The organism is Xanthobacter autotrophicus (assembly GCF_029991245.1).
GTDB lineage: Bacteria > Pseudomonadota > Alphaproteobacteria > Rhizobiales > Xanthobacteraceae > Xanthobacter > Xanthobacter autotrophicus_C.
In genome coordinates this window covers 21,750-34,287 of the sequence record NZ_JAIVFO010000035.1, presented here as the reverse complement: position 1 = coordinate 34,287, position 12,538 = coordinate 21,750, and the positions used below count along the sequence as shown (strand labels likewise).

The following is a 12,538-nucleotide window of genomic DNA, read 5'->3' as shown; positions in this document are numbered from 1 at the left end:
CCGCTGGATGGGGCGCTGGGCGGGGGGCTGGCGCTGGGCGCGCTGCACGAGGTGTTCGCGCGCGACAAGGGCAATGGCGCCGCCGCCCTCGGCTTCGCCCTGGCGCTGGCCGCCGGTACACGGCGGCCAGTGGTGTGGGTGCGGCAGGACCTCGCCGCGCTGGAGGGCGGGGACCTCTACGGGCCGGGCTGCGCCGCCTTCGGGCTCGATCCGGCGCGGCTCATCGTGGTCCATGGGGCGGATGCCACCGATACCCTCGCCGCGGCGGAGGAGGCGTTGCGCCATGCCGCCCTCGGCCTCGTGGTGGTGGAGCCCTGGGGCATGCCGTCCCGCCTCGACCTCACCGCCACGCGCCGCCTCGCGCTAAGGGCCGAGCGCTCGGGGGTGCCGGCCCTGCTGTTGCGTTCGGCGGCGGAGCCCGTGCCCTCCGCCGCCGCCACCCGTTGGCTGGCCTCGGCCGCCCCCTCCCGCGCGGCGGGGGCGCCGGCCTTCTGCCTCGGGCCGCCCGCCTTCGCTTTGGAGCTGGCCCGCAACCGGGCTGGGCCCACCGGCCGCTGGATTGTGGAATGGAATGCCCATGCCCGACGCTTCGCCCCGGCGCCTCGCCGCCTTGCTGCTGCCCCGCCTGCCCACCGACCGGCTGCATCGCAAGGCCCGGCACGCGCGGACGGCCCGTCACCCGTGGTCGTCGGCGCCTTCGAGCGCCGCGCCGGATGAGGCGCCTTTAGACGCACCGCTCGCGGTGGTGCACACCCTCGCCAACGCCCGCCGCCTCCATGCGGTGGACGCGGCGGCGGCGCGACTCGGCCTCCATCCGGGACTGACGCTGGCCGATGCGCAGGCCCGGGTGCCGGAGCTTCGGGCGGTGGACGCGGACCTCGCGGCGGACGGCACCCTGCTCGCCGCCATCGCCGGCTGGTGCGAGCGCTGGACGCCCTTCGTGGCGCTCGCCCCGCCTTATGGCATCGTGCTCGACATCACCGGCTGCGCCCATCTGTTTGCGGGTGAAAAGGCCATGCTCGCCGCCATGGTGGCGCGCCTCACCGCCCAGGGCTTCGCGGTCCAGGGCGCGGTGGCCGGCACCGCCCGCGCGGCGCTGGCGCTCGCCCGCTGGCGCCCCGGCCTCGTGGCCGCGCCAGGGGCGGAGGGGGAGGCGGTGGCCGGCCTGCCGGTGGCGGCGCTGGGTCTTGATCCGGAAGCCGAGCGCAGCCTCGCCTATCTCGGCCTTGCCACCATCGGCGCCCTTGCGGGCAAGCCCCGGGCCGCGCTCGCCGCCCGCTTCGGCAGCCGGATCGTCAGCCGGCTGGAGGAGATCACCGGCGCCGCCGACGCCCCCATCTCCCCCCTCAATCCCCTGCCCGTCTACGTGGCCGAACGGCGCTTCGCCGAGCCCATGGGGGATGAGGCGACCGCCCGCATTGTGCTCACGGACCTCGCCCGCGAGCTTGCCGCCGTGCTGGAGCGGCACGGGGAAGGCGGGCGGCGCTTTGCGGCGGCCTTCTTCCGCAGCGACGGCGCCGTGCGGCGGGTGGAGGCCGGCACCGCCGCCCCCCTGCGCGATGCCGCGCGCCTCGCCGGCCTGTTCCGCGAACGGCTCGCGGCGCTGGCCGATCCGCTGGATCCTGGCTTCGGCTATGACGTGATCCGCCTGTCAGTCACCGTCTGCGAGCCGCTGAAGGTCACCCAGGCCGCCTTCGGCGCGGCGCCGGCGGAGGCGGCCTTGTCGGAGCTGGTGGATGTGCTGTCCGCCCGCCTCGGCCCGCGGCGGGTGATGTGCCTTCAGCCGCAGGACAGCCATGTGCCCGAGCGGGCGGCGCAAAGCGTGCCGGCGCAGAAGGGCTGGGCGGCGGCGGGCCTTGCCGCCTGGCCCGCGCCGGCGGCGGCGGACGTGCCCCTGCCCCGCCCGCCGGCTTTGTTCGCCCACCCCGAGCCGGTGGAGACCCTGGCCGAGGTGCCCGACGGCCCGCCGTTGCGCTTCCGCTGGCGGCGCGTGCTGCACGAAGTGGTGCGCGCCGAGGGGCCGGAGCGCATCGCCCCCGAATGGTGGACCGGGACGGAGGCGCTGACCCGCGACTATTTCCGCGTGGAGGACAAGGAGGGCCGCCGCTTCTGGCTCTATCGCGCCGGCACCTATGGGCGGGAGACCACCACACCGCGCTGGTTCCTGCACGGGCTGTTCCCATGAAGGCCCTCGCGCCAGCCGTCGCCCCGGCGCCGGCCTATGCGGAGCTTGCCGCCGCCTCCCATTTCTCCTTCCTGCGCGGGGCCAGCGCGCCGGCGCAGCTGGTGGAGGTCGCCGTCGGCCTCGGCCTCACCGGCCTCGGCATCGCCGACCGCAACACCGTCGCCGGCGTGGTGCGAGCCTATAGAGCGCTGGAAGAACTGCGCCGCCTGGACGCGGACGAGAACGCCGGAGACGAAGCGGACGAGGAAGCCCGCGCCGCACGGGCCCGTCTCGCCGCACGGGCCCGCGCCTTCCGCCTCGCCACCGGCACGCGCCTCGTCTTTTGCGACGACACGCCGGACATCCTCGCCTATCCGGCGGACCGCGCCGGCTGGGGGCGCCTGTGCCGGCTGCTCACCACCGGCAACCGCCGGGCCAAGAAGGGCGACTGCCACCTCGCCCTCGCCGACCTGCTCGCCGATCCCGGCGGCCTGCTGCTGGTGCTCATGCCCGGGCCGGGGGTGGAGGGGCTGGCGGAGCGGCTGTCCCCTACCCTCCAGCGCCTCGCCGAGGCCGCCCCCGGCGCGGTATGGCTTGCCGTCAACATGCCGTTTGCCGGCGACGACCGCCGCCGCCTCGCCGCGCTGAAGGCATTGGCCGGCGCCCATGGCGTGCCGCTGCTCGCGGTCAACGACGTGCTGTGCGCCACGCCGCGGGAGCGCGACCTGCAGGACATCCTCACCTGCATCCGCGAGGGCATCCCCATCGCCGAGGCCGGCCGCCGGCTCCAGGCCAATGCCGAGCGGCACCTGAAGCCCGCCGCCGAGATGGCACGCCTGTTCGCGGATGCGCCCGAGGCCATCGCGGAGAGCGGCCACCTGCTCGCCCGCATGGACTTCAGCGTGGGCGAGCTGAAATACGAATATCCGGAGGAGCCGGTGCCCCCCGGCTGGACCCCGCAGGCCTGGCTGGAGGAGCTGACCTGGCGCTGCGCGCGGGTGCGGTATCCGGACGGTCTCACGCCCAAGGTGGAACGGCTGCTGGCCGACGAACTGGCCCTCATCGGCCAGCTTGAATACGCGCCCTATTTCCTCACCATCCACGACATCGTCCGCTTCGCCGAGAGCCGGGGCATCCTGTGCCAGGGGCGGGGCTCGGCGGCCAATTCCGCGGTGTGCTACGTGCTCGGCATCACCGCCGTGGACCCGGCCGACAACGACCTGCTGTTCGCCCGCTTCATCTCCACCGAGCGGCGCGAGCCCCCCGACATCGACGTGGATTTCGAGCACGAGCGGCGCGAGGAGGTGATCCAGCACATCTATGACAAATACGGCCGCCACCGCGCCGGCATCGTTGCCACCGTCATCCATTATCGCCCGCGCAGCGCCATCCGCGACGTGGGCAAGGCGCTGGGCCTCACCGAGGACATCACCGCCCGCCTCGCCTCCACCCAGTGGGGCAGCTGGGGGCGCGACATTGCCGCCAGCCAGATCCGCGAGGCCGGGCTCGAGCCGTCAAACCCGCTCATTCGCCGGGCGGTGGAGCTGGCCGGCCGCCTCATGGGCGCGCCGCGCCACCTGTCCCAGCATGTGGGCGGCTTCGTGCTGGCGCGCGGGCGCCTGGACGAGACCGTGCCCATCGGCAACGCCGCCATGGAAGACCGCACCTTCATCGAATGGGACAAGGACGACATCGACGTGCTCGGCCTCATGAAGGTGGATGTGCTGGCGCTGGGCATGCTCACCTGCATCCGCAAGGCCCTCGACCTCATGCGCAACCACGAGGGCATCGACTGGGGCCTCGCCGACGTGCCGGGCGCGCAGAAGGATGTCTACGCCATGCTCTCGCGCGGGGATTCCATCGGCGTGTTCCAGGTGGAGAGCCGGGCCCAGATCAACATGCTGCCGCGCCTGCGGCCGCAAAAGTTCTACGACCTCGTCATTCAGGTGGCCATCGTGCGGCCCGGCCCCATCCAGGGCGACATGGTCCACCCCTATCTGCGCCGCCGCAACGGGCAGGAACAGGTGGACTACCCCTCCCCCGCGCCGGAGCATGGGCCGCCGGACGAACTGCGCGGAGTGCTGGAGAAAACCCTGGGCGTGCCCCTGTTCCAGGAGCAGGCCATGAAGCTCGCCATGGTGGCGGCCCGCTTCTCGGACGCGGAGGCCAACCGCCTGCGCCGGGCCATGGCCACCTTCCGCAATCTCGGCACCATCCACGAATTCGAGGCGCTGATGGTGGAGCGCATGGTGGCGCGCGGCTACACCCGCGACTTCGCCCAGCGCTGCTTCGAGCAGATCAAGGGCTTCGGCAGCTACGGCTTTCCCGAGAGCCATGCCGCGTCCTTCGCCAAGCTGGTCTACATCTCGTCCTTCATCAAGTGCCGGCACCCGGCGGTGTTCGCCTGCGCGCTGCTCAACGCCCAGCCCATGGGCTTCTACGCCCCCGCCCAGATCGTGCGCGACGCCCGCGAGCATGGGGTGGAGGTGCGCGCCGTGGACATCAACCACAGCCACCACGACAACACGCTGGAGCGCCGCGCCGACGGCAGCCTGGCCCTGCGCCTCGGCTTCCGGCAGGTGGATGGCTTCCATGCGGAGTGGGGGAACCGCCTTGCCGCTGCGCGGGACACGGAGGCGAAAGGGGCGGGCTTTTCCAGCGTCGAGGTGCTGGCTCGCCGCGCCCGCCTGCCCACCCGCGCGGTGAAGCTGCTGGCGGATGCGGATGCCATGCGCTCCCTCGGCCTCGACCGGCGCGCGGCGCTGTGGCACGCCCGCCGCCTGCCCGACGACGACGCCCTGCCCTTGTTCGCCGCGGCGGATGCCCGCGAACTGGGGGAGGAGGAAGAGGTGCGCCTGCCGGAGATGGCCCGCTCCGAGCATATCGTCGCCGACTACCAGACGGTGCGGCTCTCCCTGAAGGGGCATCCCATGGGCGAGCTGCGTGACCATTTCCGGGCCGAGCGCGTCCTCACCTGCGCCGAGACCGGCGCATTGAAGGACGGCACCTTCGCCCGCACCGCCGGGGTGGTGCTGGTGCGCCAGCGGCCGGGCAACGGCAAGGCCATCTTCATCACCCTGGAGGACGAGACCGGCATCACCAACATCGTGCTGTGGGCGCGGACGCTGGAGAGCTTCCGCCGCGCGGTGATGGGAGCGCGCCTGCTGCTGGTGGAAGGGCGGGTGCAGAAAAGCCCGGAGGGGGTGGTGCACCTGATGGCCGAGCGCCTGTTCGACCGCACCGCCGACCTTGCCCTGCTCTCCCGCGTGCGCAAGCCGCAGATGGAGCTGTCACGGGCCGACGAGTTCGCCCACCCCCAGCACCCACGCCAACATCCGCGTGACGTGCGGGTGCTGCCGAAATCGCGGGATTTTCATTGAGGCGAAGGGATGGACGGGGACGGCTTTGGAACGAGGCCCAGCGCTTCTCCCTCTCCCCTTGCGGGAGAGGGCCGGGGTGAGGGGTCGCGCTTTGCCGGGGAGAGGGCACAGCAATCCCCGCCCCCCGACCAGCGGAGCAATGGGCCCTCCGGTCAAGCCGGAGGGCGACGGTTTTGGACCGGAGGACGACGGTTCCGGAGGGGCGATGGTTCCGGACGGGGACGGTTCCGGAGCGGTGACGGTTCCGGAGCGGTGACGGACCGGGACGGTTCCCGTCCTCGCCTCAGAAAAACCCCTTCGACGGCAGGGGCGTGCCCTTCACCAGCAGGGCGCCGATGGCCTGCGCCTTGTAGCTCGCCGGATTGTGGGAGGCGATGGTGCGGGCGTTGCGCCAGTGGCGGTCGAGATTGACGCTGCGCTCGGTGGCGGAGGCGCCGCCCGCCTCGAACAAAAGCGAGCCCGCGCGCAGCGAAAGCTCGTCCACCACGATCTTGGCCTGCGCCGCCGCCCGTGCCGCATCGGCGGCGAGCGCATCGGCCGGCTCGTTGCGGTCGCGGGCGCGGCTGACCCGGTCGAGGGCGTCGGCGGCGGCCAGCACGATGGCCTCGGCGGCAAAGGCGTGGCTCGCGATCTGGCCGATGGTCTGCTGCAGGAAGGGGTCGTCCACCGGGCTGGGCGTGGGCGCGTAATAGAAGCTGCGCTTGCGCCTTGTCACCAGCGCGATGGCATCCTCCAGCACGCCGCGCACGATGCCCGCCACCACGGTGGTGAGGAAGAGCTGGGCCTGGGTGTTGGAATAGGCGAGGCCATAGCCGCGGTCCGGCGTGTCGAAGATGGCCTCGTCCGCCTCCACCCGCACGCCGCGAAAGCGCGTGGTGCCCGAGCCGGTGAGCCGCTGGCCGGCGCCGTCCCAGTCGTCCACCACCTCCAGCCCCTCGCGCCTGGTGGGGATGATCACCGAGGCGACGCGGCCGTCCTTGGTGCCGGCACGCACCAGCATGGCGTCGGCGAACAGGGTGCCGGTGCTGTAATATTTCACGCCGTCGAGGCGGAAGCCCTCGCCGTCCGGCGACAGCACGGTGTCGGTGGGCACGCCGCCGCCGGCGGGGCTGGCATTGGCCTCGGTGCTGGCGAGGCCGAAGAGGGCGCCGTCGCGCACCTGCTGCTGCCACAGGCGGCTGCGGCCGTCGGTGGGGATGCGGGTGAACTGCTCGGCCACGGTGAAATGGTTGCGGAAGATGTGGGCGACATTGGCGTCCGCCGCCGCCAGCTCCAGCGCCAGCCCGTAAAGCTCGCGGAAGGAGGCGCCCGCCCCGCCGTCCTCCTTCGCCAGGCGCAGGGCGCCGAAGCGGGCCTCGCGCAGCAGGTCCAGCGCCTCGAACGGCAGGATGCGCTGGTGCTCGCGCTCCGACGAGCCGCGCCCGATATGTTCGATAAGGCGCCGCCAGGGCGCGGGATCGGCCACGGGCGGACCCGAGAGGCGGACGGACACATCGGTGACGGGCTTGTTCATAAGGTCCTCGAAGACTTGAAACAGGGCAGAGCGAAGGGCTCGAAATCAGAACTGCGCAAGATGATCCGACACGGTGATGGGCTCGGGCAGGATCTTGCGCGCCACCAGCCAGTCCGCCGCCTTCTGCAGGTCGGCGACGAAGGCCTTGTCGGTGACCGGGATCAGCCTGTAGGTGCGCCGGCGCTCGATGAACTGGTCGCGGATCACGTCGGAATAGCCGGCGCGCTTCTGCACAATGGTCTCCGCCTCCACCACATTGGCGTTGACCCACTTGGCCTCCTCCTCATAGGCGGCGGCCACGGCGCGGACGATCTGCGAGTTTTCCTGCGAGAACTTGCGGCTGGTCACATAGGAGCTGTAATCGATGTAGAAATCGAGGTCCCGGCCCTCGAGGAAGATGTCGTGGGCCTTGTATTCGAGCCGCGCGATATCGACACCGGGGCTCCACATGGACCACGCGTCCACCTTGCCGGAGGCGAGCGCCGGGGCGGCGTCCGGCGGGTTGAGATAGACGAACTTCACCTTGGAGCGGTCGATGCCGTTCTTCTCCAGCGCCGCCACCAGCAGGAATTCGCCGAGGCCCGAGCGGTTGACCGCCACCGACTTGCCGACGAGGTCGGACACCTTGTCGATGCCGGAGCCATCCTTGGCGATGATGGCCGTGGTGCGCGGCTCGTAGAGCACGAACTGGCTGAACACCAGCGGCGAACCGGCGATGATGGCCGCCAGCGCTGGGGTGGTGGAGCCGCCGAAGCCGAAATCCGCGCTGCCGCCGGTCACCGCCTGCAGGGTCGGCGCATGGTTCGGGAACGGGCCGAGCCATTCCACCTTGATGCCCTTTTCCGCCAGCGCCTTCTCGAAGGTGCCGCGCTCCTTGGCGATGAGGGTGAGGCCATGGAAGCCCCAGGTCAGGCGCACCGTATCGGTGTTGCGGGTGTCCGGAGCCGCATGCGCCGCGAATGGCAGCAGGCCGGAGGCCGCGCCACCGGCGAGGGCGGCAGCGGTGGCGAGGAACTGGCGGCGGGAGGGGGTCAGGAAGGAGGACATCAGCTTCTCTCGGAAGGGGGATCAGGCGCTCTTGAGGTCGTCGATGACCCCAAGCTCGGCGAGGAGGGTGGCGCGGGTGGCGGCGGGCAGGCCCGGGGCCGACGGCCGATGTTCGGCGGCGATGGCGCCGCCGCGCATGACGAGGATGCGGTCGGCCAGCGCGATGGCCTCCGCCACGTCGTGGGTGACGAGGAGCACGCCTGGCCGGTGCCGCGCGACGAGATCCTTCACCAGCACGTGCATGCGGATGCGGGTGAGCGCGTCCAAAGCCGCGAAGGGCTCGTCCAGCAGCAGAAGCTCGGGCTGCTGCACCAGCGCGCGGGCCAGCGCCACCCGCTGGGCCTGGCCGCCGGAGAGGTTGCGCGGCCAGTCGTCGAGCCGGCCGCCGAGGCCCACCTCCGCCAGCGCGGCGGCGGCCTTCTCGCGCGCGCCCTCGGCGGGCAGGCCAAGGGCCACGTTGCGCCACAGGCTGTCCCACGGCAGCAGGCGCGGCTCCTGGAACACCACGGCCGGTCGTTTCGGCGCCTCGATGCGGCCGCCGTCGATGGGGTCGAGGCCCGCCAGCGCCCGCAGCAGGGTGGTCTTGCCGCAGCCGCTCTCCCCGAGAAGGGCCACGAACTCGCCGCGCCGTATGGTGAGGTCGAGCCGGTCGATAACCACGCGCGGCCCATAGGCCCGGCGCAGGCCGAACACGCGCACCGCGGCGGGGGCGTCCTGAACGGCGGCGCTCATCTTGTGGCTCCGCCGAAATTGGGGTGCCAGGCCAGCAGCCGGCGTTCCAGCAGCCGGGCGATGGAATCCGCCACCACGCCGATGAGGGCGTAGATGACGATGGTGAGCACCACCACGTCGGTGCGCAGGAATTCCCGCGCGTCCATGGCGAGGAAGCCGATGCCCGCCTGGGCGCCGATGGTCTCCGCCACCACCAGCGCCAGCCACGCGGTGGCCAGCGAATAGCGCACGCCGGTGAGGATGGAGGGCAAGGCCCCCGGCAGGATGATGCGGGTGATCATCTGCGCCGTGGACAGGCCCTGCACCCGGCCCAGTTCCAGCAGCTTGCCGTCCACCTGCCGGATGCCGAGCGTGGTGTTGATGTAGATGGGGAAGGCGACGCCCAGCGCCACCAGGAAGATCTTCTGACCCTCCCCCACGCCGAACCACACGATGACCAGAGGCAGCAGCGCCAGGAAGGGAATGGCGCGCACCATCTGCACGCTGCGGTCGATGAGGGCCTCGGCGAGGCGGGAGAAGCCCACCAGAATGCCCAGCACAAAGGCGATGCTGCCGCCGAGGACGAAGCCCACCGCCGCGCGCAACAGGCTGGTGCCGAGATCGTTCAGCAGCGAGCCGGTGGTGGCGAGGCGCCACGCCGTGCGCACCACCTTGCTGGGCGCCGGCAGCACCTGCGGGGTGACATAGCCGGTCTGGGCGAGGACTTCCCAAACCGCCACCAGCAGCACCGGCGCCAGCCAAGACAAAGCCAGAAGGGCGCGCGGGCCGAAGACCCGGACCCGGCGCGCTGACGCGGCGGGCGCAGCGGCGGCAAGGCCCGGCAGGGCGAGGGTTGCAGTGTGGTCGGCTTGGCTCACGATAACCTCGGGGCGAGGGATTAAGAGAAGGGCTCAGCCGGCCTGCGACTGGCGCAGTTCCACGCGCGGCGGCGCGGCGCGGCCGAGGCGCGGAAACACCTCCTGCGCGAAGCGGTTGAGCTCGACGGTGAGCGGCTGGAACTGCAGCATGAACAATTCGATGCCGGCGGCATGGAAGGCGCGGATGCGCTCGGCCACCTGGTCGTAGCTGCCCACCAGCCCCGCCGCCGTGCCACCATTGGTGCCCACGCGCTCCGACTTGGCGAAGGTCTTCACCATGACCACGTTGGGATCGGTCCGCGCGGCCTGGGCGGCGCGCACCGACGCATCCCTGGCGGCCAGCGCCGCGAGCCGCTGGTATTCCTCCTGCGCCTCCCGCTCGGTCTCCCGCGCGATGACGAAGGCGGCCAAGCCGAAGGACAAGGGCGCAAGCGTGCGCGGGCGGCGCCTCAGGTCGGCGATGAAGGCGGTCACGTCCTCCAGCGGCTGGCCGTTGATGAAGAACACGTCCGCCGCATCCGCCGCCAGCGCGCGGGCGGGCTCGGATTCCCCGCCGAGATAGATGCGTGGCCGGGCGCGGTGGAGGTCCTTCGGGGTGAGTAGATAATCGGTGAGGGCGAAGTTCTCGCCCTTATGGGTCACGTTCTCGCCACGGATGAGCCGTTCCACCACGGTGATCCACTCGCGGCCATACGCATAGCGCTCGTCATGCTCGCCGAAGGGGATGCCCGCCTTCTCGAATTCCGCGCGGTTCCAGGCGTTGACGAGATTGAAGGCGAAGCGCCCGCGCGCGAGATGTTCTCGATCTGCAGCGCCATCTTCGCCAGCACCACCGGGTGGTAGAGATAGGGCTTGATGGCGGCGATGATCTCGATGCGGCTGGTGAGCGCCGCCAGCGCGGCGGATGCGGTCCAGGCCTCAAGCTGGTCGTGGTCCGGCAGGTGCGGGTTCACCGTGTGCTGGGCCACCAGCGTCGCGTCATATCCCAGTGCCTCGGCCTGGAGCACCGTGTCGCGATTGTGCTCCCAGGACGCATTGAACGGCTCGGCCGGGTCCTGAAGCGCCGCGCGCGGCCCGTGGACGGGCGCCCAGACGCCGATACGGAGGGGAGGAACGGACATGGCTTACCCCTGAACACGCTCCGGTCGGCCTGCATCGCAGGCGGATCGGATAACGCGGCCTTATTCCTGGAGCCGAGAGACGGAATCGCCGCTCGGATGGGCTCACCCGACCAGATCCACCTCTAATATATTATTTCTATAGAAAAGATTGATACAGAGATGTCAAGCCTTGGCCGCATTCCGGCGCAGTTCTCCTCCCGCACCGGCGTGCTCGAATGATTGGTGCGCCAAACCGCAACACGCTTCTGACCGGCCGCGTCTTCGCCAGCGTGGCTCCGGTGATCCCGCATCGGGCATGGGGCGCAGGCGCGGTTTGGCGCCATGGATCAGCGCCACCATGCGCCACCATGCGCCCCTGGGGCCGGCGGCTCCGAGGCGGCGCTGACGGAACAAGGCACCATCGCCGGTACCCCGCCCCGTCGCGGACGGGAATAAAGTGCCGTTTCGGCGGAAAAGGGCGCCGGCGACGGCTGCGCTTCACGATTTATCCACAAAAACGCGTGAGGCTGTAGCCTGATGGAATTACAGCTGGGAAGCCGCCACCGTGAAGCCGCTCCTGATCGTTTCTGGTATTCTGGTCGCGAGCGCCGTTGGCGCAGGCGTGGCGATCTCCCCCATGCTCACGTCCGCCAAGGCCGTGAGGGACGATGGACCTGCCACCACGCAGTCCATCTCCCAAAACGCGCAGGGCGGGCAGGGAAAGGGCGCGCAGGCTGAGGCCGTGGCGCCGGCGCCCGCACCGGCTCCCCCGCCGGTGGTGACCCCGCGCAAGAACTACACCTACAAGTCGTTCAACGTGGATGGCAATTACATCGCCCTGACGTTCGACGACGGCCCCAGCCCGGAGACGACGCCGCAATTGCTTGCCATGCTCAAGGAACGCGGCATCAAGGCCACTTTCTTCGTGCTCGGCAACATGGTGGCCAAGCACCCGGAAGTGCTCAAGATGATCGCCGACGAGGGCCACGAGATCGGCAGCCATTCCTGGAGCCATCCGCAGCTGACGCGCATCAGCCAGGCGGCGGTGGACAAGGAACTGGGCAATACGTCCGAGGCCATCTTCCAGGTCACCGGCAAGCGGCCCATGTATCTGCGTCCGCCCTATGGCTCCATGAAGCCGACGCTGCGCACCTATATCGAGGAGAAGTTCGGCCTCACCATCGTCAACTGGTCGGTGGACCCGAACGACTGGAAATTCCGCGACAGCCAGAAGGTCCATGACGCCATCATGGCGCAGGCGGCTCCGGGCGCCATCGTGCTGTCGCACGACATCTATCCCACCACGGTGGCGGCCATGCCGCGCATCCTCGATGAGCTGATCGCCAAGGGCTACAAGTTCGGCACCCTGTCCGACCTCGTCGCCATGGACAAGACGCCGAAGGTGCAGCTCGTCGCCGCCCTGCCCAACGGCAAGCCGCAGCAGGCCCAGCAGAAGCCCCAGAAGCCGAAGCCCGCCTCCACCGCGGCCAAGCCGGATGCCAAGCCCGCGAAGCCGGCGGCCGGCGCCGCCCCGCAGCAGCGCGCCGGCGGCGTTTACTGACACCAAACCCCGCGCAGCGATTGAGCAAACCCTCCCGGCCCCGGTCGAAGTCCGGAGCCATTGGCAAGACCAAGCTTCCCTCCGTTCGAACCCAAGAGCCCGTCCCCTCCGGAACGGGCTCTTTTCATTTGTGCGTGTGGGCGGATACCGGCCCGGTTGAAACGATTTGATCGCGTCCGCCGGT

General features: G+C 70.8%; 8 protein-coding genes and 1 pseudogene. 4 read left to right on the top strand and 5 right to left on the bottom strand.

Going from position 1 to position 12,538, the window contains the following annotated elements:
* From K9U41_RS08620 to K9U41_RS08610, 3 genes are all read left to right on the top strand, one after another.
* The coding region (locus K9U41_RS08620) for an ImuA family protein (protein WP_282640431.1) at positions 1 to 717 on the top strand (717 nt) is incomplete at its 5' end.
* Between the two features lie 25 nt (positions 718 to 742).
* Positions 743 to 2,185 (top strand): DNA polymerase Y family protein, encoded by a 1,443-nt coding sequence (locus K9U41_RS08615; RefSeq protein WP_282640433.1) that lies wholly within the window; start codon positions 743 to 745, stop codon positions 2,183 to 2,185.
* Complete coding sequence (locus K9U41_RS08610; RefSeq protein ID WP_282640430.1) at positions 2,182 to 5,544, top strand: error-prone DNA polymerase; 3,363 nt, start codon at positions 2,182 to 2,184, stop codon at positions 5,542 to 5,544. The genes K9U41_RS08615 and K9U41_RS08610 overlap by 4 nt, the downstream gene beginning before the upstream one ends.
* A gap of 283 nt (positions 5,545 to 5,827) precedes the next feature.
* On the opposite strand, the gene K9U41_RS08605 is transcribed toward K9U41_RS08610, so the two are convergent.
* From K9U41_RS08605 to K9U41_RS08585, 5 genes and pseudogenes are all read right to left on the bottom strand, one after another.
* A complete protein-coding gene (locus K9U41_RS08605; RefSeq protein ID WP_282640429.1) occupies positions 5,828 to 7,057 on the bottom strand; it encodes an acyl-CoA dehydrogenase family protein in 1,230 nt (409 codons plus the stop codon).
* A gap of 45 nt (positions 7,058 to 7,102) precedes the next feature.
* Entirely contained in the window at positions 7,103 to 8,104 is a 1,002-nt protein-coding gene (locus tag K9U41_RS08600) for an NrtA/SsuA/CpmA family ABC transporter substrate-binding protein (RefSeq protein ID WP_282640428.1), read from the bottom strand.
* Positions 8,105 to 8,125: 21 nt separating this feature from the next.
* Positions 8,126 to 8,836, bottom strand: coding sequence for an ABC transporter ATP-binding protein (locus K9U41_RS08595; protein ID WP_282640427.1), 711 nt, complete (start codon positions 8,834 to 8,836; stop codon positions 8,126 to 8,128).
* Positions 8,833 to 9,693, bottom strand: a complete 861-nt coding sequence (locus tag K9U41_RS08590; RefSeq protein WP_432715758.1) for an ABC transporter permease subunit — start codon at positions 9,691 to 9,693, stop codon at positions 8,833 to 8,835. The genes K9U41_RS08595 and K9U41_RS08590 overlap by 4 nt, the downstream gene beginning before the upstream one ends.
* Before the next feature lie 33 nt (positions 9,694 to 9,726).
* Positions 9,727 to 10,814: pseudogene (locus tag K9U41_RS08585) on the bottom strand (LLM class flavin-dependent oxidoreductase).
* A 544-nt stretch (positions 10,815 to 11,358) separates the two neighbouring features.
* On the opposite strand from K9U41_RS08585, the gene K9U41_RS08580 reads away from it, so the two are divergent.
* Entirely contained in the window at positions 11,359 to 12,354 is a 996-nt protein-coding gene (locus K9U41_RS08580) for a polysaccharide deacetylase family protein (RefSeq protein WP_282640426.1), read from the top strand.
* Positions 12,355 to 12,538: the final 184 nt, after the last annotated feature.